This window comes from Rhizobium redzepovicii (genome assembly GCF_019793435.1).
In the GTDB taxonomy this organism is placed as follows: Bacteria; Pseudomonadota; Alphaproteobacteria; order Rhizobiales; family Rhizobiaceae; genus Rhizobium; species Rhizobium redzepovicii.
In genome coordinates, this window is record NZ_JAILYH010000008.1 from 33,384 (window position 1) to 55,925 (window position 22,542).

17 protein-coding genes and 1 tRNA gene are annotated in these 22,542 nt (G+C 61.3%); 10 read left to right on the forward strand and 8 right to left on the reverse strand.

Translation table 11 applies throughout. From position 1 onward, the window contains the following. Window positions 1–6: 6 nt before the first annotated feature. A complete protein-coding gene (locus K6N12_RS14155) occupies window positions 7–1,608 on the reverse strand; it encodes an inorganic phosphate transporter (RefSeq protein WP_097629268.1) in 1,602 nt (533 codons plus the stop codon). A gap of 293 nt (window positions 1,609–1,901) precedes the next feature. Between K6N12_RS14155 and K6N12_RS14160 the strand changes: the two genes are divergently transcribed. Then, the gene (locus K6N12_RS14160) at window positions 1,902–3,080 is read left to right on the forward strand and encodes an acetate/propionate family kinase (protein ID WP_097629267.1); all 1,179 of its coding nucleotides are present in this window, start codon (window positions 1,902–1,904) and stop codon (window positions 3,078–3,080) included. Between the two features lie 72 nt (window positions 3,081–3,152). Next, window positions 3,153–5,537 carry a phosphoketolase family protein gene (locus K6N12_RS14165; protein ID WP_097629266.1) on the forward strand — a complete coding sequence of 795 codons (2,385 nt, stop codon included), beginning with the start codon at window positions 3,153–3,155 and terminating at the stop codon, window positions 5,535–5,537. Window positions 5,538–5,580: 43 nt separating this feature from the next. Here the strand turns inward: K6N12_RS14165 and K6N12_RS14170 are convergent, their stop codons facing one another. Further along, a complete protein-coding gene (locus tag K6N12_RS14170; RefSeq protein ID WP_097629265.1) occupies window positions 5,581–6,465 on the reverse strand; it encodes a helix-turn-helix domain-containing protein in 885 nt (294 codons plus the stop codon). A 113-nt stretch (window positions 6,466–6,578) separates the two neighbouring features. Here K6N12_RS14170 and pobA point away from each other — a divergent pair, with 113 nt between their 5' ends. The 7 genes from pobA (at window position 6,579) to K6N12_RS14205 (ending at window position 13,593) form a co-directional block, all read left to right on the forward strand. Next, window positions 6,579–7,751, forward strand: coding sequence for a 4-hydroxybenzoate 3-monooxygenase (gene pobA, locus K6N12_RS14175; RefSeq protein ID WP_097629264.1), 1,173 nt, complete (start codon window positions 6,579–6,581; stop codon window positions 7,749–7,751). A gap of 64 nt (window positions 7,752–7,815) precedes the next feature. Continuing rightward, window positions 7,816–8,988 carry an ABC transporter substrate-binding protein gene (locus K6N12_RS14180; protein ID WP_097629263.1) on the forward strand — a complete coding sequence of 391 codons (1,173 nt, stop codon included), beginning with the start codon at window positions 7,816–7,818 and terminating at the stop codon, window positions 8,986–8,988. Window positions 8,989–9,057: 69 nt separating this feature from the next. Further along, window positions 9,058–9,921 carry a branched-chain amino acid ABC transporter permease gene (locus tag K6N12_RS14185; protein WP_097629262.1) on the forward strand — a complete coding sequence of 288 codons (864 nt, stop codon included), beginning with the start codon at window positions 9,058–9,060 and terminating at the stop codon, window positions 9,919–9,921. A gap of 1 nt (window position 9,922) precedes the next feature. Beyond that, window positions 9,923–10,927, forward strand: coding sequence for a branched-chain amino acid ABC transporter permease (locus K6N12_RS14190; RefSeq protein WP_097629261.1), 1,005 nt, complete (start codon window positions 9,923–9,925; stop codon window positions 10,925–10,927). Further along, complete coding sequence (locus tag K6N12_RS14195) at window positions 10,924–11,688, forward strand: ABC transporter ATP-binding protein (protein WP_097629260.1); 765 nt, start codon at window positions 10,924–10,926, stop codon at window positions 11,686–11,688. The genes K6N12_RS14190 and K6N12_RS14195 overlap by 4 nt, the downstream gene beginning before the upstream one ends. Beyond that, window positions 11,669–12,385: an ABC transporter ATP-binding protein gene (locus tag K6N12_RS14200; protein WP_097629259.1), complete on the forward strand. Its 717-nt coding sequence runs from the start codon at window positions 11,669–11,671 to the stop codon at window positions 12,383–12,385. Before K6N12_RS14195 ends, K6N12_RS14200 begins: the two co-directional genes overlap by 20 nt. Before the next feature lie 374 nt (window positions 12,386–12,759). Beyond that, on the forward strand, window positions 12,760–13,593 hold the full coding sequence (locus K6N12_RS14205) for a VCBS domain-containing protein (RefSeq protein WP_097629258.1): 834 nt from the start codon (window positions 12,760–12,762) through the stop codon (window positions 13,591–13,593). A 624-nt stretch (window positions 13,594–14,217) separates the two neighbouring features. Here the strand turns inward: K6N12_RS14205 and K6N12_RS14210 are convergent. Together K6N12_RS14210 and mnmA are read right to left on the reverse strand one after the other, a co-directional pair. After that, window positions 14,218–14,294: transfer RNA gene (locus K6N12_RS14210), tRNA-Met, on the reverse strand. A 136-nt stretch (window positions 14,295–14,430) separates the two neighbouring features. Further along, on the reverse strand, window positions 14,431–15,630 hold the full coding sequence (gene mnmA / locus K6N12_RS14215) for a tRNA 2-thiouridine(34) synthase MnmA (protein ID WP_097629257.1): 1,200 nt from the start codon (window positions 15,628–15,630) through the stop codon (window positions 14,431–14,433). A gap of 510 nt (window positions 15,631–16,140) precedes the next feature. On the opposite strand from mnmA, the gene K6N12_RS14220 reads away from it, so the two are divergent. After that, window positions 16,141–16,404: a hypothetical protein gene (locus K6N12_RS14220; RefSeq protein WP_097629256.1), complete on the forward strand. Its 264-nt coding sequence runs from the start codon at window positions 16,141–16,143 to the stop codon at window positions 16,402–16,404. A gap of 178 nt (window positions 16,405–16,582) precedes the next feature. On the opposite strand, the gene serA is transcribed toward K6N12_RS14220, so the two are convergent. From serA to glmM, 4 genes are all read right to left on the reverse strand, one after another. Further along, complete coding sequence (serA, locus tag K6N12_RS14225; RefSeq protein WP_097629255.1) at window positions 16,583–18,178, reverse strand: phosphoglycerate dehydrogenase; 1,596 nt, start codon at window positions 18,176–18,178, stop codon at window positions 16,583–16,585. Window positions 18,179–18,323: 145 nt separating this feature from the next. Continuing rightward, a complete protein-coding gene (locus K6N12_RS14230) occupies window positions 18,324–19,502 on the reverse strand; it encodes a phosphoserine transaminase (protein WP_097629254.1) in 1,179 nt (392 codons plus the stop codon). Between the two features lie 182 nt (window positions 19,503–19,684). Next, complete coding sequence (locus K6N12_RS14235; RefSeq protein ID WP_097629252.1) at window positions 19,685–20,521, reverse strand: outer membrane protein; 837 nt, start codon at window positions 20,519–20,521, stop codon at window positions 19,685–19,687. Between the two features lie 573 nt (window positions 20,522–21,094). Further along, complete coding sequence (gene glmM, locus K6N12_RS14240; protein ID WP_097629251.1) at window positions 21,095–22,447, reverse strand: phosphoglucosamine mutase; 1,353 nt, start codon at window positions 22,445–22,447, stop codon at window positions 21,095–21,097. Window positions 22,448–22,542 lie beyond the last annotated feature (95 nt).

Consider the following 22,542-nt stretch of genomic DNA (forward strand, 5'->3'; position numbering starts at 1 on the left):
TATGTCTTAAAAAACTTGGCGCAGGATCACGAAGAGCACGAAGGCGATCGCGATCGAGGCCGGCAGGGTCAGCACCCAGGCCATTAGCATATTGCGCACGGTTGACCATTGCAGGCCGGAACCGTTCGCCGCCATGGTGCCGGCGACGCCTGACGACAGGACATGCGTGGTCGAGACCGGCAGGCCGAGGTGATCGGCCGAAGCGATGGTGACCATCGCCACGACTTCGGCTGCCGCGCCCTGGCCGTAAGTCAGGTGCGTCTTGCCGATCTTTTCGCCGACGGTGACGACGATGCGCTTCCAGCCCACCATCGTGCCGAGGCCAAGCGCGATCGCGACCGCCACCTTCACCCAAAGCGGGATGAACTTCGTCGCGTTGTCGACCGCCTTGTGGTAGTTCGTCACCGCGCTGAGATCGCCGGCATCCATCGGTAGCAGCTTCTGCTTGTCGATCAGCTTCAGCGCCTCGCCGATCAGGTAGATGTCGTTGCGGACGTTGCCGACGAGATTGGTCGGCACCGCTTCGAGCGTCGGGAAGGCCGCGACTTCGGCGCTTGTCCGATGGATATATTGCTGCAGGGCCGGTGTCGTCGCGTCCGTCCAGATCTTGTTCTTGACCGCGTTGCTGACCTCCGCCTTGTAGTCCGTGACGGTAACGCCCGGCTTCACATATTTGGCGAGCGCGGATTCGACCTGGACCGATGCCGACTTGTAGGCCTCGAGATAGTTCACATCAGGCGTGCGGTTCAGCGCGAAGGCCGTCGGCACCAGGCCGATCAGGATGAGCATGATCAGACCCATGCCCTTCTGGCCGTCGTTGGAGCCGTGGGCGAAGCTGACGCCGGTGCAGGTGAAGATCAGGATCGCGCGGATCCAAAGCGGCGGCGGCTGGTTGCCCTTCGGTTCGGCATAGAGCGCATTGTTGCGCACCAGAAGCTTCATCACCAGCAGCAGAACCGCGGATAGACCGAAGCCGATCAGCGGCGAGATCAGCAGCGACAGGCCGATATTGGTCGCCTGCGACCCGTCGACACCGCTCGTCGCCGTGCCTGCCGGCGCCAGGAACTGATTGGCGAGGCCGACGCCGATGATTGATCCCACGAGCGTATGCGAGCTCGACGATGGCAGACCGAGATACCAGGTGCCGAGGTTCCAGACGATCGCGGCGATCAGCAGCGCAAAGACCATGGCAAGGCCGGAGCCGGAGCCGACCTGCAGGATCAGTTCCACCGGCAGCAGCGCCAGAATGCCGAAAGCGACGGCGCCGCTCGAGGTCAGCACCCCGAGGAAGTTGAAGAAGCCCGACCAGATGACGGCGAATTCGGCCGGCATGGAACGGGTGTAGATGACGGTGGCGACGGCATTGGCCGTATCGTGGAAACCGTTGACGAATTCGAAACCGAGCGCGATCAGCAGCGCAAGGCCGAGCAGAATCCAGGGAACGGCAACTGCGGTTGTCAGGTCGCGTCCGAGTGCATAGGCGACATATCCAAGACCGCAGACCAGAACGAGCGCGAAGAGCGGCAAGAACCATTTGCCTGATGAATTTGAGCTGTGGAGCGGGTGGGAAGTGTCGCTATGAACCTGGCTGGGGGCAATATCGGCCATGGCATAGTTCCTTATTCCGTTTTGCAAGTTTGCCTTTTGTTAATAGTTCCGCAGCATGAAGCTCTCGTGACGTGTTCGGGTCCGCTCCGTAACGCACTGACATCAGGCGATATTGGCCGTCGCAGACTTGCCGCCCGGCGCATCCTGTGAGATGCCGCGTCACATTCCCAGCCGGACAGGATGATATAGGATGTGCAGGGAGAAAACATGCGACGGGCGAACAGATGCCTTTCCGTCCGCTGCCCCGACCCTAAGTTCGGTCATCGTGACGACTGCGCGGAGCCCCGAAGATCATGTCATCGACCGACTTCCTCCTGACCTTCAATGCCGGCTCCTCCACGATCAAGATCGGCATCTTCGCCATGGATGGCGGCGAGGCGCGGCGAATCGGCAAGGGGGTGATCGATTTCCGCGCCGAACCGCGCTCGCTCGGTCTGAGCCAGGGAGCGCAGACGGTCGACATGCCGTTGAAGGCCGAGGTGACGGAAGACCTGCACGGCGTTATCGATGAGGTCCTCGGACTTCTCGCCGATCATTTCGACATTGCCGCCACCCGCGCCGCCGGCCACCGCGTCGTCCATGGCGGCGACCGTTTCACCGGTGCAATCGCCCTCGACGCAGCCGCAATCGATGGCGTCGATGCGCTGACGCCGCTGGCACCCCTGCATCAGCCGCAGGCGCTGCGGTTCATCCGAGCGCTCACGCATCTGAAACCGCATCTTGCCCAGACGGCGTCCTTCGACACCGCCTTCCATGCCACGCAGGACGATCTCGTTCGCCGCTTCGCCATTCCTCGTGCGTTGCATGCGGAAGGCATCAAGCGTTACGGCTTTCATGGCCTTTCCTATAAATTCATCGCCGGCGAGCTAACCCGCAAGGCGCCGCAAGCGGCAAAGGCAGTGGTCGCCCATCTCGGCAGCGGCGCCAGCCTCTGTGCGCTCGATCAAGGCGTCAGCCGCGACTGCAGCATGGGCTTTTCGACGCTCGACGGCATCCCGATGGCGACGCGCCCGGGCTCACTCGATCCCGGCGTCATTCTGCATCTAGCCGGTCAGCGGAAACAATCCTTCGAAGAGATCGAAGATCTGCTCTATCACCGCTCCGGCCTGCTCGGGGTCTCCGGCATCAGCGCCGATATCCGCGACCTTTTGAACGACACACGGCCGGAGGCGCGCCAGGCAATCGACCTCTTCACGCTGCGCATTGCCGGCGAAATCGGCCGCATGGCTGTAACGCTCGGCGGCCTTGATGCAGTCGTCTTCACTGCTGGTATCGGCGAGCATCAGCCGGAGATCCGCGCCGGCGTAGCGAAACGGCTCTCCTGGCTCGGCCTTGCGGTCGACGAAAAGGCCAATATCGCCAATGAATTCACGATCAGCACCGGGGAAAGTCGTATCACCGCCCACGTCATCGCCACCGATGAGGAGCAGGTTATCGCCGACGAGGCGCTGTCCATTCTTGGCACTGGCTGATCGAGATCAAACAACATGCCGGCGCCAGCCGGTAGAACAAGCGTTAAAGACGTTTTCGAACGGGAGAAACCCATGGAGAAGCATGTCTCGACCGCCGCCCTGACCGACGCCGAACTCACCCTGACCGACCGCTATTGGCGAGCCGCCAATTATCTCTCGGTCGGGCAGATCTATCTGCTTGCCAATCCCCTGCTGCGCGAGCCGCTGAAACCGGAGCACATCAAGCCCCGCCTGCTCGGCCACTGGGGCACGACACCCGGCCTCAACTTCGTCTATGCGCATCTAAACCGTCTGATCCGCGCCCGCGATCTCGACGTCATATACATATGCGGCCCCGGCCATGGCGGGCCTGGTATGGTCGCCAATACCTATCTCGAAGGCAGCTACAGCGAGCTATACCCTGACATATCCGAGGACGCCGAAGGCATGCGCAAGCTTTTCCGGCAATTCTCCTTCCCGGGCGGCATCCCGAGCCATGCAGCGCCAGAAACCCCCGGTTCCATTCACGAGGGCGGCGAACTCGGCTACGCCCTCGTCCATGCCTATGGCGCAGCCTTTGACAACCCCGATCTGATCGTCGCCTGCGTCGTCGGCGATGGCGAGGCCGAGACCGGGCCGCTGGCCGCCAGCTGGCATTCCAACAAATTCCTCAATCCTGCCCGCGACGGCGCCGTGCTGCCGATCCTGCATCTGAACGGCTACAAGATCGCCAACCCGACGATTCTCGGCCGTGCGGGTGACGATGACCTCCGGCGCCTCTTCGAAGGCTACGGCTACGAACCCTTCTTCGTCGAAGGACACGAGCCGCACGACATGCATCAGCAGATGGCGGCGACAATGGACCAGGTCTTCGACGGCATCCGCGAGATCCAGAAGCATGCCCGCAACGGTCAGGCCGCGAAGGGCTGCCCGCGCTGGCCGATGATCGTGCTGCGTAGCCCCAAGGGCTGGACGGGCCCGAAGGAGGTCGACGGCAAGAAAGTGGAAGGCTTCTGGCGCGCTCATCAAGTGCCGGTATCCAACTGCCGCGGAAACGATGGCCATCGTAATATCCTCGAGGATTGGATGCGCAGCTACGATCCGGAAGATCTTTTCGGCGCCGACGGCCGGCTCAAGCCCGAGTTGCGGGCACTCGCCCCTGCCGGCAAACGTCGCATGGGCGCCAATCCCCACACCAATGGCGGCTTGCTTCGCAAAGAACTCGATGTTCCCGATATAAGCGACTATGCGGTCGATATCGGCAAGCGCGGCAGCGCCATGGTGCAGTCGACGGAGATCCTCGGCCATTACCTGCGTGACACGATGAAGCGCAACGCGGAGGCTGCCAACTTCCGTATCTTCGGCCCCGATGAGACGGAATCGAACCGTCTCGGCAGCGTCTTCGAAGTCACCGACCGCATCTGGATGGAAGGTATCGAACCCTACGATATCAACCTCTCCCGGGATGGGCGCGTCATGGAGGTGCTCTCCGAACATCTCTGCCAGGGCTGGCTGGAAGGCTACCTGCTGACCGGCCGGCACGGCCTCTTCTCCTGCTACGAGGCCTTCATCCACATCATCGATTCCATGTTCAACCAGCACGCCAAATGGCTGAAGGTGACGCGCGAGCTCGAATGGCGAAAGCCGATCTCATCGCTGAACTATCTGCTGACGTCGCATGTCTGGCGCCAGGACCATAACGGCTTCAGCCATCAGGATCCGGGTTTCGTCGATCTCGTCGCCAACAAGAAGGCCGACATCGTCCGCATTTATCTGCCGCCGGATGCCAACACCCTGCTCTGGGTCGGCGACCATTGCCTGCGCACCTACGATCGCATCAACGTCATCGTCGCCGGCAAACAGCCGGAACCGCAATGGCTGTCGATGGACGAGGCGGTGAAACACTGCGAGGCCGGCATCGGCATCTGGCGCTGGGCGAGCAACGAGGAAGACACGATTTCTCCCGACCTCGTCATGGCCTGCGCCGGCGACGTGCCGACCCTGGAAACGCTCGCTGCCGTCGACCTTTTGCGCAAGGCCATTCCGGAACTGAAGATTCGCACCGTCAACATCGTTGATCTGATGGCACTGCAATCCAAAGATCAGCATCCGCACGGCCTGACCGATGAGGCCTTCGATGCGATCTTCACATCAGACAAGCCGGTGATTTTCGCCTATCACGGCTATCCCTATCTTATTCACCGGCTGACCTATAAACGCACCAACCACCGCAACATTCATGTCCGCGGCTTCATCGAGGAGGGCACGACGACGACACCCTTCGACATGACCGTCCTCAACCAACTCGACCGCTTCCACCTCGCCATCGAAGCGATCGAACGCGTCCCGGGTCTCAAGGAGAAGGCGTCGGATGCACTCACCGCCTTCCGTGGCCAGCTTGCCAAGCATCACGACTATGTCAGGGAGTATGGCGAGGACATGCCAGAGGTGCAGAACTGGACGTGGCCGGCGGCATAACGGATCCGAGCTCGGGAATGCGTCGTAGGTCAATGCCCGAAACCTATGCGCGCTCGAGCCGAACCTTCTCTTTCACGCGCCAGACCCGCGGCGTTTCTCCCGTATATTTGAGAAAGAAGCGCGAGAAATAGGCGGGGTCGGCAAAGCCGAGCCGGAAGGAGATCTCCTGAACGCTGCTGAGCGTAAAAACGAGCTGCCGTTTTGCCTCCTCGATGAGTTTGCCGGCGATCAACTCGTGTGGGGTACTGCCGGTCGTCGACCGAACGATGCGGGTGAGATGCGTCGGCGAAATTCCAAGCTCGCTGGCGTAGAAGGAAGCGGGCTTGTGCGATCGAAAATGTTGTTGAAGAAGCTCGTTGAGTATCTCCATGCGCCGCTCATTCTCATTCGACACAAGCTCATAACTGTTTCCCTCATGGGAAATTCTCGCCGTCAGCCGCAGCGCCAGAGCAACGTAAGCGCCGAGCGTCTCGTTGCGGCCGCTGCGGCGATTTTCGAACTCGTCGCCCAGCCGCCGCAACGTCTGCATGACATAGGCAGCCTCGGCATTGTCAGGATCGAGCGGTGTCAGATGCGGCGTCGCCAGCCATTCGCCGAACTGGCTTCGGTCGCCGAGCGGGTGATGGGACCGCAACAGGGTGATGACGAGACCGTCGATATCGCGCGAAAAGCGAAAGCCGTGGTTGAGCCCGGGCGGCACGGTGATGATTGCCGGCGGGCGGATGGTATGACTCTTTTCGCCGAAGATCGCATCGCCCGAGCCGCTTTCGATGTACAATATTTGAAAGAAGCTCTCATGGCGGTGCAGGCAGATTTCCCATTGATGCAAGCTGCTGCGGGAGCGAATTGTTTCGCAATGCAACCAAAAATCCGGGCCTCGCGCGGTATTTTCGCCATAGAGATCGTAGGTCGGTACAGGCCTGCTCATCGGGCTCCTCCCGCGCAATGTTCGATTAGTGCAATTTTTTGGCCGGGATGTCCATTGCTGCGGCAGGGACCGCGCGGCAGAATCTGACAAAACGCAAAAATGGGAGGACGCATTTGCGAACCCAGGTCGCCATCATCGGTTCGGGGCCATCCGGCCTGCTGCTCGGTCAGCTTCTGACCGAGGCCGGCATCGACAATGTCGTTCTCGATCGCGTTCACAAGGATTACATCCTCGGCCGGGTGCGCGCCGGCGTTCTGGAGGAAGGCACGGTCGGGCTGCTGGATCAGGCCAAGGCGGGAGCGAGGCTGCATGCCGAAGGCCTGCCGCATGACGGCTTCTCCTTGGTTTTCGACGGTCGTGACCATCACATCGACCTGCACGACCTGACGGGCGGCAGGCGCGTCACCGTTTACGGACAGACCGAGGTGACGCGCGACCTGATGGAGCGCCGCGAAGCAAGCGGCGCCCTGTCGATCTACGATGCCGCCGATGTCGCGCCGCATGATTTCGACGGCCGCTCCACCTTCGTCACCTACACCAAGGACAGCGTCGCGCAGCGTATCGATTGCGACTTCATTGCCGGCTGCGACGGCTTTCACGGAGCGAGCCGCAAGGCCGTTCCCGAACGGGCGATCAGGCGCTTCGAAAAGATCTATCCCTTCGGCTGGTTGGGCCTGCTTGCCGACGTAGCACCTGTCAGCCATGAGCTGATCTACGCCAACCATCCGAGGGGCTTTGCGCTCTGTTCGATGCGCTCGGCCACGCGCAGCCGCTATTACATCCAATGCGGGCTCGACGAGAAGGTAGAGGACTGGAGTGATGACCGCTTCTGGGACGAAATCAGAAGGCGTCTGCCGGCGCATCATGCCGAAGCGCTGATGACGGCGCCCTCCTTCGAGAAATCGATCGCGCCATTGCGCTCCTTCGTCGCCGAGCCCATGCGTTTCGGCCGGCTCTTCCTCGTCGGCGACGCCGCGCATATCGTGCCGCCGACCGGCGCCAAGGGGCTGAACCTTGCGGCCAGCGACGTCCATTATCTTTTCTCCGGACTGATCGAGCATTACCGCGAAGGCTCGGACCACGGCATCGACACCTATTCGCAGACCGCGCTTGCCCGCGTGTGGAAGGCGGTGCGGTTTTCCTGGTGGATGACGACGATGATGCACCGTTTTCCCGATAGTGGCGATTTCGACCAGAAGATCCAGGAGGCGGAGCTCGATTATCTCACCCATTCCCGTGCGGCCTCGACGGCGCTCGCGGAAAACTATGTGGGACTGCCATTCTGACAGGAAGATTTGAGACTGGTGCGAACCATCGAGGTCCGCATATTGAAAGGGAGGAATCAAAACCATGAAGAAGCTCGTTCTCGCCGCGCTTGCGGCAATCGTGCTCAGCAGCGTTGCCCATGCCGACACCATCAAGGTCGGCGTCATCGGCCCGTTCTCCGGTCCGTTCGCCCTTCAGGGCAAGAACTTCAAGGCCGGCATCGACGCCTATGTGGCGGTCAACGGCAGCAAGGTCGGCAACGACACGGTCGAGATCGTCTATCGCGACGTGCCGCAGGCCGATCCTGCCCAATCCAAGGCTCTGGCGCAGGAACTGATCGTCAAGGAGAAGGTCCAGTATCTGGCCGGCTTCTATTTCACCCCCGATGCCATGGCGGTGACGCCGATCCTAAAGCAGGGCAATGTGCCGATGGTCATCATGAACGCCGCCACCTCGGCGATCGTCACCAAGAGCCCGCTGGTCGTGCGCACCTCGTTTACCACCTGGCAGACCTCGACGCCAATCGCCAAGGTCGCCTTCGACGCGGGCGTCAAGAAAGTGATCTCGGTCGTCAGCGATTACGGCCCGGGCATCGACGCCGAGAATGCCTTCAAGACCGGCTTCGAAAAGGCCGGCGGCCAAGTGGTCGAGGCGATCCGCATGCCGCTCGCAACCAACGACTTCAGCCCGATCATGCAGCGCATCAAGGATTCCGGCGCGGAAGGCGTCTTCGCCTTCCTGCCCTCCGGCCCGACGACGCTTGGCTTCGTCAAGGCCTACAATGAAAACGGCCTGAAGGCCGCCGGTATCAAGTTCTTTGCGCCGGGAGATCTGACGCAGGAATCCGACCTGCCGGCGCTAGGTGACGCCGCACTCGGCATCCAGACGACCTTCCATTATGCCGTATCGCACGACTCGCCCGAGAACAAGGCTTTCGTCGAGGCCGCCGCCAAGGCGATCGGCAACAAGGCCGAACTCTCCTTCCCCGCGGTCAGCGCCTATGACGGCATGTATGTCATCTACAAGATGATCGAGGCGACGGGCGGCAAGCAGGATGCCGAAAAGGCGGTCAATGCGGTGAAGGGTCTTGCCTGGGTAAGCCCGCGCGGCCCGGTTTCGATCGACCCCGAAAGCCGTCACATCACGCAGAACATCTATCTTCGCGAAGTCGCCAAGGCCGATGACGGGACCTACATCAACAAGGAGGTCCAGACCTTCGAGAAGCAAGGCGATCCGGGCCTGGCCGCCGCCAAGTAACGTCCGGCATCGTGATAGGCGGCGGACGCGGGGCAACCCGCGCCCGTCGCATCGTAGCAAGGTATTTCCATGCAGACAGTCTTCAGCATAGCCGTCGACGCTTTTGCCTATGGCATGGTGCTCTTCGTCATATCGATCGGACTTTCCGTGACCATGGGGCTGATGCGGGTCGTCAACCTGGCGCACGGCGCCTTCGCGATGATCGGAGGCTATATCGCCTCCTATGCCGCCCGCGATCTCGGCCTCGCTTATGCGGTAGCGGTCATCGCCGCCATCGTCGTCACGATCCTCGTCGCGATCCCGCTGGAGCGCTTTCTCTACCGCCGGATCTACGGCGCGCCGGAGCTGACCCAGGTGCTGATGACGATCGGCATCACCTTCTGCGTCATCGGCATCGCCAATTACGCGATGGGGCCGACGCTGAAGACCATACCGCTTCCGGCCGCGCTGCAGGGATCAGCCGATCTCGGCTTCCGCACCATTCCCGTTCACCGGCTTTTCGTCATTCTTTGCGGCCTGGCTGTTGCACTGGGGCTCTGGTTTGCGATCGAAAGGACCAGCTTCGGCGTCAAGCTGCGCGCCTCCGTGGACGATGCGGCAATGGCTGCGGCACTCGGCGTGCGCACCGAGATCATCTACGCAGTGAGCTTTGCCGTCGCCGTCGGGCTTGCCGCTTTTGGCGGCGTGGTCGGCGCCGAACTCCTGCCGGTCGAGCCCTACTACGCGTTGCGCTACATGGTCACCTTCCTGGTCGTCGTCTCCGTCGGCGGCGCGGGTTCCATTTCGGGCGCGCTGATCGCCTGCCTGCTGCTTGGGGCAATCGATACGACGGGACGTTATCTGATGCCTGAATTCGGCGAATTCTTCTTCTATCTCGCGGTGATCGCGATCATTTGTGTTTTCCCGCGCGGCCTTGCCGGAAGGACGAAGTGAGATGGTGCTCGTGGTGAACAACGAAAACGGACGTCTTCGGCATCGGCGCGGGGCTCTCGGCCACGATCTCATCGGAATAGCGGTGATGACGGTCATCGCTGCAATCGGCTATTTCGCCTTCCCTGATAATCTGGCGCTTCTGACCCGGATGATCACGATCGCGCTGCTCGTCCTGTCGCTCGATCTGGTGACCGGTTATTGCGGCGTCGCAACGCTCGGCCATGCCGCGCTCTTCGGCTCCGGCGCCTATGCCGCCGGGATCCTGTCGGCGCATTACGGCATCAATGATCCGCTGCTGATGATGCTAGCCGGCATTGCAGGCGGCGCCATTGCCGGGCTGCTCAGCGGCGTAATCATTCTGCGGGCGCATGGGCTGCCGCAGCTTGTGCTGTCGATTGCACTCATCAACCTCTTCCACGAATTCGCCAACAAAGCGTCGTCATGGACGGGAGGCAGCGATGGACTTTCCGGCATCGCGCCGGATCCGATCTTCGGCATTTTCGAGTTCGATCTTTACGGTCAAACCACCTTTTTCTTCGGCATGGCGCTGCTGCTTGTTGTCTTCGTGCTGCTCAGAATCCTGGTCCGCTCGCCCTTCGGCATGCTCTGCCGCGGCATAAAGCAGGACCCGCTGCGCATCCGCGCCATGGGTGCTTCGCCGAAGGCGGCGCTCATCAGGATGTACGTCATTTCGGGCGCCGTGGCTGGGGTCGGCGGCGCCTTGAATGCGATCTCGACGCAGGTCGTCGGCCTCGACAGCCTGTCTTTCACCCAATCTGCCGAAGCGTTGGTCATGCTCGTGCTCGGCGGTACCGGCTCTCTCTTCGGCGCGCTCTCCGGCACGGTCATCTTCATGCTCTTCGAGGACTATGTCTCGGCCGCCAATCCCTTCCACTGGCTGACCATGGTCGGCGCGCTGCTGATCGCCGTCGTGCTTTTCGCGCCGAAAGGCCTGTTCGGCACGGCTGCCGCCTTCGTCCGCCGTCGCAAGGAGGCACGCGCATGAGCCCGGTCTTCGAAGTTGTCAATCTCAGGAAAGCCTTTGGCGGCCTTGCCGTCACCCATGATGTGTCGCTGGCGATGTCTCCAGGCGACCGCATCGCGCTGATTGGCCCGAACGGCGCTGGCAAGACCACTTTCGTCAATCTCGTCACCGGCAACCTCGCCGCCGATTCCGGCGAGGTCCGCCTCGGCGGCGAGAGGGTGACGAAGGTCGATGCTATCGGCAGGGTCAAACGCGGTCTGGTGCGATCTTTCCAGGTGACACGGCTTTTCCAGGATATGACACCGGCCGAACATGTCGGGCTCGCTGTTCTTCAGCGGGACGGACGCAGCGGACGTATGTTCGGCAATTTCCTGCATATGCCCGAGGTCATGGCGGAGGTCGACGATCTCCTGGGAAAGCTCGGGCTGACGCCGCTGATGCATCGCAAGGTCAGCGAAATCGCCTATGGCCAGCAGCGGCTTCTCGAGATCGCCGTGGCGCTGGCGCTGAAGCCGAAGGTGCTGCTGCTCGACGAGCCGGCAGCCGGCGTGCCGCAAAGCGATACCGGCCGCATCGAGCAGGCGCTTGCCGATCTGCCTGCCGATCTCGCCGTCCTCATGATCGAACACGATATGGACCTTGTCTTCCGTTTTGCCAGGCGCGTCATCGTGCTGGCGGCCGGCGCCATCATCTTCGATGGCCGGCCTGAAGACGTTACTAAGGATGCGCGCGTGCGCGAGGCCTATCTCGGGAGCTATGCCAATGCCAGCCCTGTCGCTTGAGGTCGAAAATCTGTCGGCCGGGTATGGGCCGACGCGCGTGCTCGAAGACATTTCCTTCTCCATACCGGCCGGCGCCCGGCTTGCCGTGCTCGGCCGCAACGGCATGGGCAAGACCACGCTGCTCGCGACGCTTGCCGGCCAGACCAGGCGCTATGAAGGCTACATCCGCCTCGGCGATTCCGATGTCACCACCGCGCCAAGTGCCGCACGGGCGCATAAGGGTCTCGGATACGTTCCGCAGACGCGCTGCGTCTTCCCGACGTTGACGGTCGAGGAAAACCTCTTCGTCGGCCTGAAGGCGCGGCCGAAAACGGCGCTTGAGGAAGCCTATGCCATGTTCCCGCGCCTGAAGGAGCGTCACCGCAACCTCGGCAGCCAGCTCTCCGGCGGCGAGCAGCAGATGCTCTCCACCGCCCGCACCATTCTCGGCCGCCCGTCCGTGCTGCTGCTCGACGAGCCGCTGGAGGGCCTGGCGCCGGTTATCTGCGAGGAACTGATGGCCGCCTTCGCCGTGCTCGCCAAGACAGGCGACATGACCATCGTGCTTGTGGAACAGCGCATCCAGAGCGCGCTTGATTTCGCTGATCAGGTCGTCGTTCTCGAACGGGGCAGACTAGCCTGGGCGGGAACGCCTGCGAACCTCACCAAGGATCATGAGGCTGTCGAGAGCCTGCTGGGCGTTGGCGGTCTGCATTGATTGATAGCCGGCCGAAGTCGGGGCCGTCGGTGACCCCGCTCCGCCTTCCAGATTGAGCTTGGCCATTCATGCAGTATATCGTCATCACGACGTCATCATCGACCTGCCAATATTATCCTGACCGAAAGTTTCCTGCCGACCGAATTGATGGATCGCCTGAAGAGGCGAGAAACATGATGGTCGACCGTGCCGCAGCAGCGCAGGACAAGACGTAAAACCCTGGTTCCTGCACCTTCTTTACTTGGGTGTTTGAGCTACAGCCGGCCGAAAATTCATGGGATTGACCGGAACTGCTCTGACCCTCCCAGCAATTTGGGTTGCCATACACCCGACAGGGTTGCATAGTCGAATTTAAAATCACACGGGAGGTAGAAATGGCAAATCACAAGCCGGTCGCAGGTGACGTATACCAGTCTATTTTCAACATCGACAACCCGATCGACGGCAACATCCTGGACAGCACCAGTTCCACAGATGCCGACGGAGATCGGGTGCGTCTCAACTTCGTGAACGGACAGCGAATTCCGCAGCCGGCCGATCCGGATGGACCCGCCACGACGACGACAATCGAGGGAAAATACGGCACGCTGACCGTCTATTCCAACGGCAACTACACCTATGAACTCGATCACTCCAACCCGGTGGTTGCAGCGCTCGGCCCGGGCGATCAACTCGTGGACCAATTCAATTTCAAGATATCGGATGGCAAAGGCGCCACCGACTTCGGCTTGCTCAATATCGCGGTCGACTTGCCGGAACGCGGCGACGTCTTCGTCAATTTCGAGGATGTCGGCAAACACGACTTCCCCACGGGTTACAAAGGCTTCGATTGGGGCGCTTGGCACGATGGTGATGATGCAACGGTACATAAGGAAGCCGACGGCAACCATTACCTCGCAGGGGGCGTGTTCTGGACACCCATCCAAGCCGCTGATGGCGGCACCTTCCAGATCGAGCAATTCAGCGTGGCAAACGGCACATCGGACTACGACAACGTTTTAACGATCGAAGGCAAGCTGAATGGCGATACCGTATTCCTGGTCACGGTCAACGTGACCGCCGACAGCATTCATGACCCGCAAGTGATCGATCTCAGCGCCTACGGCGAAATCGACTCTCTCGTGCTCGACACCGAGCCGGTCATTACCGAAACGAGCGGCCCGGATTATTATGGCGCACAATACGACAACTTTCATTTCATCGTTTGAGTGTCGTGCCGGATGAACAAATGGTGCGGCCTTCCGACCCGCATCGCAAACGAGGTGATGTTCCAGAGGTCAGGGGGCCGAAGCGGTTTGCCATGGTGAAGAATAACCACGAGCGTTACCCGCGGGAAGCATCCTCACACTGTAGCCGCCTGCCTAGTACCAATTTCTTGCGATAGCGGACGGACCTGCGTGTTTGCTAGCATGAGAATGTCCGAGGAGGACACGGGTGCTGGGACGGAGGAAATGATGCAGCCAGTCGGGGTCAAGTTAGCGGCGGTGACGTTCTCGCTTGCCGTATGGGCTATTATTATCGCTGCCGCATCCAACCTTTGGACGATGAAGCTGCCAATATTGCTTCTGACGCAATAGTCCTGTCTTCGGCGCTAAAGCATGTCGCGCAAAAGTGTGCCGCGGTTTTGCGGCAACGACATGCGTGAAAACTAAGAGCTAAAGCCGTCGCATGAATCAAGTTTGACGCGATGCGCCTTAGCGGAAATCCTGCTGATCGGAAGCTGACCGGCTTTGCCGGCCGCAGGCCTGTTTGCGCTGCTGCCGATGCACTGCCGCGGCTGCCGGCACCGGCTCGAAGCAAGCCGCAAAAATCGCCAATTCTGCAATGAGAGTTGGTAGCGGAGGAGGGATTTGAACCCCCGACACAAGGATTATGATTCCTCTGCTCTGACCTACTGAGCTACTCCGCCACTGGTCAAACGATACCTGCTCGCGAAGCGCTGCGGGCTCGTGGGATGAGCGGCTTATAAGGTGCGCTTCGGCTTTGTGTCAAGCGCATGATGGAGAAAAACGCTGGGCTTTTCCGCCCGCCCTCTCCTATTGGTTTCAGGCGGCGACGGGGCTGGCCAGCAGGGCCTTCAGCGAGGCCTCGGCCGAGGGTTCGCGCTCGGAGCGGTCGATGAAGCCGCCGCCGAAGACCCGGGCATTGTCGCCGGGCGCGGAATAAAGCGCGCAGGCCTGGCCGGGGGCTATGCCCGCCTCTCCGACCGTCAGGTCGACATAGGTGCCCGTGGCATCGACATGCAGCACGGCGGGCGCCGGCGCCCGTGTCGAGCGGACCTTGGCGTAGCAGGCAAAACCGTTGCCGGAGGCAGCTTGCACAAGCGTCTCGTCGCCCAGCCAGTTGACGTCGCGCAGGTAGACGCGATGGGTTTCCAGCGCCTCCTTCGGTCCGACGATGACGCGGCGCGAGCGGGCGTCGAGAAAGACGACGTAGAGCGGCTCGCCGGTGGCGATGCCGATGCCGCGGCGCTGGCCGATGGTGAAGTGCAGGATGCCCTCATGGGTTCCAAGGATCCGGCCATCGAGATGGACGATTTCGCCGGCGAGCGCCGCATTCGGCTTCAGCTTGGTGATGATGTCGGAATACTTGCCCTGCGGCACGAAGCAGATGTCCTGGCTGTCGGCCTTCTTGGCGACGACGAGGCCCATCTGTTCGGCGAGCCTGCGGGTCTCGGCTTTCGGCAGGCCGCCGAGCGGAAAGCGCAGATAGTCGATCTGTTCCTGCGTCGTGGCGAACAGGAAATAGCTCTGGTCGCGGTCGGCATCGGCCGGGCGGTACAGCGCGCGGCGGCCGGGATGCTCCGGCGACGGGTTCGGCCGTGAACGGATATAGTGGCCGGTCGCCAGCGCATCGGCGCCGAGTTCCTTGGCGGTCGCCAGCAGGTCGGCGAACTTGACGGTCTGATTGCAGGAGACACAGGGGATCGGCGTTTCGCCGGCAACATAACTTTCGGCGAAGGGATTGATCACCGTCTCGCGAAAGCGCTTCTCGTAATCGAGCACGTAATGCGGGATGCCGAGCGTTTCGCAGACGCGGCGGGCATCGTCGATATCCTGGCCGGCGCAGCACGAGCCGGCGCGGTGAACGGCGGCGCCGTGGTCGTAAAGCTGCAGGGTAATGCCGAGCACGTCGTAACCCTGCTGTTTGAGAAGGCCGGCGACGACGGATGAATCGACGCCGCCCGACATGGCGACGACGACACGGGTCTCTTCCGGCTGCTTGTCAAAATCCAGTGTGTTCAACGGTGGTGCCAAATTCTGCGTGGGTCACGATCCGCCCTTGCGCTGCAATTGCGGCGGATTTGCCGATATCAGGCGGGATCGGCCGCCATTTCTCGATGAGCAATCGATATAGAAAGGATTGTACCGGGACGCAAGGGGCGGCCTCGGATAGAGAATTTTTGGAATTCCCGGCAAAGCAAGGCGCAGCCTGGCCACGCCTTGGAAGCGGGGGTGCGGCTCAGGTACCGATCAGCTTGTTGCAGGCGAATGCGACGCTCGGATTGGCGATGATGGCGGTCAAGAGCGCCAGTCCGATTATCGAGAATGAATAGCGTTTCATAGACATCCTCCTTTCCAGCCCAGGTGAATTATGACGGTTCGGCCGCCATTCTCAAAATGACGAATGCTTGAGCGGGGGAGCCGGCTCGCCAGGAAATCATTCGATAGAATAATTTACACGCCGTGGAACGTTTCGCTCGATCATGCGTTGCAGGTGGTGAATGTCGCAATCGAATTACTGCGGAGGGTTTCATGGCCAGGTTCGGAACGACAGCGGATTACAGCAGGATCAGACACTGGATTGAGGAACGCGGCGGCCATCCCGCCCGTGTCAAGGACGCCCGGGATAGCGAAACCGTCGGCATCGATTTCTCGTCGGCGCCGATGGAAGAAATTTCCTGGGACGAATTCTTCCAGGGTTTTGACGGCAGCCGGCTCGCTTTTCTACATCGCACCAAGGCAGAGGACGATGCCGCCCGCCTCGGCCGGATCGTCCGCCGACGCAAGCACCACTGAATTCCATTCCTAACGCAGCAAAAACCCGGCGCCGTCCAGCGCCGGGTTTTTGCTGTTTTCCTTGGGAGGAAGAAACTTAAAGCGCGTCGCAGTTAACTTGATTCATGCGACGCGCTTTTAGCTCTTCGTTTTATGTATGTCGTTATCCGGGAACCGCTGCGCACTTCCCGCCGATGCATTAGTCGATATTGAAGGTGAGCAGCTTCGCCTGGCGGATCGCCTGGTGGGCGGTCAGCTGCCCAAGCACGGCGTCATCCACCTCGCCGTCGACATAGAGCAGCGCGATGGCGTCGCCGCCCTGCTTGTCGCGGCCGAGCTGGAAGTTGGCGATGTTGACGCCGGCAGCGCCAAGCGTCGTGCCGATGAAGCCGATCATGCCGGGAACGTCGGTGTTGGTGATGTAGATCATATGCGAGCCGACATCGGCATCGAGGTTGATGCCCTTGATCTGGATGAAGCGCGGCTTGCCATCCGAAAACACCGTGCCGGCGACCGAACGCGTCATGCTCTCGGTCGTCACCGTCAGCTTGATATAGCCGTCGAAGACACCCGTCTTGTCGCGCTTGACCTCGGAAAGCACGACGCCCTTTTCCTTGACCATGATCGGCGCCGAAACCATGTTGACGTCGGCGACCTGCGGGCGGATGAGGCCGGCAAGCACCGCGCTCGTCAGCGCCCGGGTGTTCATGTTGGCAGTGATGCCGTCATAGAGGATCTCGATTTCCTTGATCGGCTCTTCAGTGACCTGGCCGACGAAGGCGCCGAGAACATCAGCAAGGCGGATGAAGGGCTTCAGGATCGGCGCTTCTTCAGCCGTGATCGACGGCATGTTGATGGCGTTGGAGACCGCGCCCTTGACGAGGTAATCGGCCATCTGCTCGGCCACCTGGAGAGCGACGTTTTCCTGCGCCTCGGTCGTCGAGGCGCCGAGATGCGGCGTGCAGACGACGTTCGGCAGCCCGAAGAGCGGGCTTTCCTTGGCGGGCTCGACTTCGAACACGTCGAAGGCGGCACCCGCGACGTGGCCGGACTTGATGGCTTCGGCCAGCGCTGCTTCATCGACCAGGCCGCCGCGGGCGCAGTTGATGATGCGCACACCCGGCTTGGTCTTCGCCAGCGCTTCCTTGTTGAGGATGCCGCGTGTCTTGTCGGTCATCGGCACGTGCAGCGTGATGAAATCGGCCCGAGCGAATAGCTCGTCCAGCTCGACCTTGGTGACGCCCATCTCCTCGGCGCGCTCCTTGGAGAGGAACGGGTCATAGGCAACGACATGCATCTTCAGACCGATGGCGCGGGCGCAGACGATCGAGCCGATATTGCCGGCGCCGATGACGCCGAGCGTCTTGCCGGTGATCTCGACGCCCATGAATTTCGACTTCTCCCATTTGCCGGCCTGCGTCGAGGTATCGGCTGCCGGAAGCTGGCGGGCGACGGCGAACATCAGCGCGATCGCGTGTTCGGCCGTGGTGATCGAATTGCCGAACGGCGTGTTCATGACGATGATGCCGCGGCGCGAAGCGGCCGGAATATCGACATTATCGACGCCGATACCGGCGCGGCCGACGACCTTGAGGTTCGTCGCTCCCTGGATGATCTTTTCCGTCACCTTGGTGGCGGAGCGGATGGCGAGACCGTCATACTTGCCGATGACGTCGAGCAGACGGTCCTTGTCCTTGCCGAGCTGCGGTTCGAAATCGACTTCGACGCCGCGGTCGCGGAAGATCTGGACGGCGGTTTCCGACAATTCGTCGGATACGAGAACGCGAGGTGCCATTGTGGCCTCCTTCAAAAGTGTTCAGCGATGGATGAAATCAGGGATGCCAGAGCATGATGCCGAAAAGTGTATGCGGTTTTCGGACGACATCATGCTCTTATTCTTTGATCCACTCCGCCCTGTGGCGGAGTCGGACGCGATCACGTCAGGCGGCCGCCTGAGCGAGCTGCGCCTTCTGGGTTTCGAAGGCCCAGGAAAGCCAGGGCATCAGCTTCTGCATGTCGGATGCCTCGATCGTGGCGCCGGCCCAGATGCGCAGGCCGGACGGCGCGTCGCGGTAATGGCCGACGTCATAGGCAACGCCTTCCTTTTCCAGCAGGCCGACCAGGCCCTTGGCGAAAGCCGCCTGGCCGTCTTCGTCGAGCGCCGCGATGTCCTTGTCGACGATCTTCAGGCAGACGGAGGTGTTGGAGGCCGTTTCCGCCTTGACGGCGAGATTGGCGATCCAGTCGTTTGACAAGACGAAATCATGGATGACTTTGGCGTTGGCATCGGCGCGCGCAATCAGCGCCTTGAGGCCGCCGAGGCCCTTTGCCCAGACAAGCGCATCGATATAGTCCTCGACGCAGAGCATCGACGGCGTGTTGATCGTCTCGCCCTGGAAGATGCCTTCCGTCAGCTTGCCGCCCGAGGTCATGCGGAAGATCTTCGGCAGCGGCCAGTCGGGCGTATAGGTGGTGAGACGCTCGACGGCGCGCGGCGAAAGAATGATGACGCCGTGCGCGCCCTCGCCGCCCAGAACCTTCTGCCAGGAGAAGGTGACGACATCGAGCTTGGCGAAATCGAGTTCCTGCGCGAAAGCGGCCGAGGTGGCATCGCAGATCGTCAGACCCTTGCGGTCGGCAGGGATGAAATCGGCGTTCGGCACGCGTACACCCGAGGTAGTGCCGTTCCAGGTGAAGACGACGTCGCGGTCGAAATCGACGGTCGAAAGATCGGGAAGCTCGCCGTAACCGGCTTCGAGCTTGCGCACGTCCTTGAGCTTCAGCTGCTTGACGACATCGGTCACCCAGCCGGCGCCGAAGCTTTCCCAGGCAAGCATGTCGACGCCGCGTTCGCCGAGCAGCGACCAGAGCGCCATTTCGACGGCGCCGGTATCGGACGCCGGAACGATGCCGATGCGGTAATCCGCCGGCACGTCGAGAATTTCACGGGTAAGGTCGATGGCCTGTTTCAGCTTGGTCTTGCCGACTTTCGCGCGGTGCGAACGGCCAAGGGCCGCGTCGGAAAGAGCGTCTAGCGACCAACCGGGACGCTTCGAGCAGGGGCCAGAAGAAAAATGAGTATTATTCGGACGGATGTCCGGCTTTGCGGTCTTCGCCATGATGCTATCCTCTCAGATAGAAAGCCCTTCGTTGGGGAAGGGTGTCCCGCCGCCGTGTGTATGGATAGCAGGCGTCTTAGTCAAGATCGAAGTGTCGCAGAGAGAGGATATTTTGACGCAGGCACGCTTGACGCAGCAAAGCCGCCCGGGCGGGCGGCTTTTCTGATGGGCGCGAATTGAGCTTACTTGTAGACCGCCGGCTGCAGCGGAATTTCCGGCGGCGGTTCGTAGCTCGCCTGGGCGCATCCGCCGAAGAGGTAGCGGCCACCGACGCGGACTTCATGGGCGCTGAGGCCCTTGTCTCGGCCCGGACCGCCATTTTCGGCATAGCCGAACATGTTGCCGCCATCGATATGCAGGTAGCGGTAGCCGACATCGGCCTTGAAGTTGCAGGTCACGTCGACCGAGGCGCCGGCCATGAGGGCGTAAGTAAAGCGCCAGTTGCCCTTGCCGCCATGGGTGACCTGATCGTCGCAGAAGCTGCCGTCATCGGCGCAGGCGACGTTGCGCAGGTTCTTCCACTTCACATAGGAACCACCGATACCGGCGCCGACATAAGGCGTGACATAGCCATAGGTGCCGAGATCGACATAGGCGTTGGCAAGCAGCGTGTAGGCGGTCAGCGAAGAGCGGTCGGTCGACGTGCAATCCACCAGCGGGAAGCCGCACTGCCCCACAGTCGAGCCCTTGAAATCAGCCTGCGTCAGATAGTCGAAGGTCAGATCGGTGCGCAGATAGCTATTGATCTGATAACCAACGCCGCCGCCGATCGTCCATGCGTCGTCGAGGTCAGCATCGTCGAAATCGACCTCGGTAGCGTTGCTGCCCTGGAAATAGCGGGCGCCGCGCAGATCGGTGAAGGCATAACCGACATCGCCGCGCAGGTACCAGCCGGTCGCTTCGCTGACCGTGACTTCGGGCGGCTGCTCCGGGATCGGTTCGGCAGGGGCGAGGTCCGCGGAATAGGCGTTTGTCGCGATCAACAATGCGGCGAAGATGCCGGACAAGCTTCTTTTCATGGATCCCACTCCAAAATTCGTTGAGACGGCAGGCTCAAGTCGCTGCCAAACTGATACGCTTCGGATGGATAATGAACGGGAAACGTTAAAAGCTGCTTAACCACGATTATTTACCGTAGATCCTGAAGCTTCCGGTAGAGGAAACATGAATTGCCGCGGTAAATCTTTGAAGAGACGCCCTTATGAAGGCGATTTGGCTGGTTAACGGAATTAACAAAAGAGCCGACACCTCCCACAATCTTTGTCTTGCCGTGGCACGACTGTGAGCATCACTGGCGGGTGATAAGTTGGCGAGAACGTTAACCCCCACCCACCCTCTTTCCTGTGCTCGTCACAGGAATCCAGTGCGCCCAAGTCCTTGGGCGCGGAAAACTTCCTTAATTTGCATGGGAGTCATTCACGGCACCGACGCGCCGCGGCTGGATTCCTGTGACATCCCTGGGGCGAAGCCTGAGGCCACAGGAATGAGGGCAGATGGGTTTATACTTGCGCTAGATTTCTGCCGTAGAGCGTAGCGCCGAACGACGCTGCGCGAGCAAGCACGCCGACCAGCCCTCATGTATCTCCAAAGAATCAGGCGGCAGTCCGCACGTTCGAGATCATGCCGATCAGCTCGTTGACGATTCGCTCGATCTGGGCGCGGTCGTCGCCCTCGGCCATGACGCGGATCAGCGGCTCGGTGCCCGAGGGGCGAATGACGAGGCGGCCGTTTTTGGCCAGTTCGGCTTCGGCATCGGCGATCGCCTTCTGCACCTGGATATCCTCCAGCGGCTTGCCGCCGCTGATGCGGACATTGCGCAGCAGCTGCGGCACCGGCTCGAAGCGGCGGCAGACCTCGCTGACGGTCCGGCCGGTCCGCTTGACCGCGGCCAGGATCTGCAGCGCTGCGACCAGACCGTCGCCAGTCGTGCCGTAGTCCGAGAGCACGATGTGGCCCGACTGCTCACCGCCGACATTGTAATTGTGCTGGCGCATATGCTCGACGACATAGCGGTCGCCGACCCGCGTGCGGGCAAGCGCCATGCCGCGCTCGTCGAGGAACCGCTCGAGGCCGAGATTGGACATCACGGTGGCGACGATGCCATTGCCGCGCAGCTGCTGGCTCTCGGCCCAGCTCTCGGCGATGACGGCCATCAACTGGTCGCCGTCGACGATCGAGCCGTTTTCATCGACGATGATGACGCGGTCGGCATCGCCATCGAGCGCGATGCCGATATCGGCGCGCACTTCGTCGACTTTCTTCTGCAGCGCGACCGGGCTGGTGGAGCCGCAATTGAGATTGATGTTGGTGCCGTTCGGCTCGTTGCCGATAGTGACGACCTCGGCGCCGAGCTCCCAGAGCACGGCCGGCGCCACTTTGTAGGCGGCACCATTGGCGCAGTCGATCGCGATCCTCAAACCCTGCAGCGTCACGTCGCGCGGCAGCGTGCGCTTGGCATGTTCGATATAGCGGTCATGCACGCCATCGACGCGTTTGGCGCGGCCGATATCGTCGGATTTGGCAAGCTGGGCGTTCAGGTCCTTTTCGAGCAGATCCTCGATCTCGGCTTCGAGGTCGTCGGAAAGCTTGTAACCATCAGGGCCGAAGAGCTTGATGCCGTTATCCTCGTAAGGATTGTGCGACGCCGAGATCATCACGCCGATATCGCAGCGCAGCGAGCGCGTTAGCATGGCGACGGCAGGCGTCGGAATCGGCCCGAGAATGAAGGCGTCGAGGCCGGCGGCCGTAAAGCCAGCGACCATGGCGTTCTCAAGCATATAACCGGAAAGGCGCGTATCCTTGCCGATGACGACGCGGTGGCGGTGGTTGCCGCGGCGGAAGATCGTGCCGGCGGCAATGCCGACCCGCATGGCGAGATCCGGCGTCATCGGGAAGACGTTGGATTGGCCGCGAATACCGTCCGTACCGAAATAGCGTCTCTTCATCTGCACTCCTGCGCTTTCCGCGCGCCATTCAAGGCAGCGCACCGTTCCAAGCGAATCCGGCTTCCATGGAATGTCGTCAATCCAGGAGCGTGATT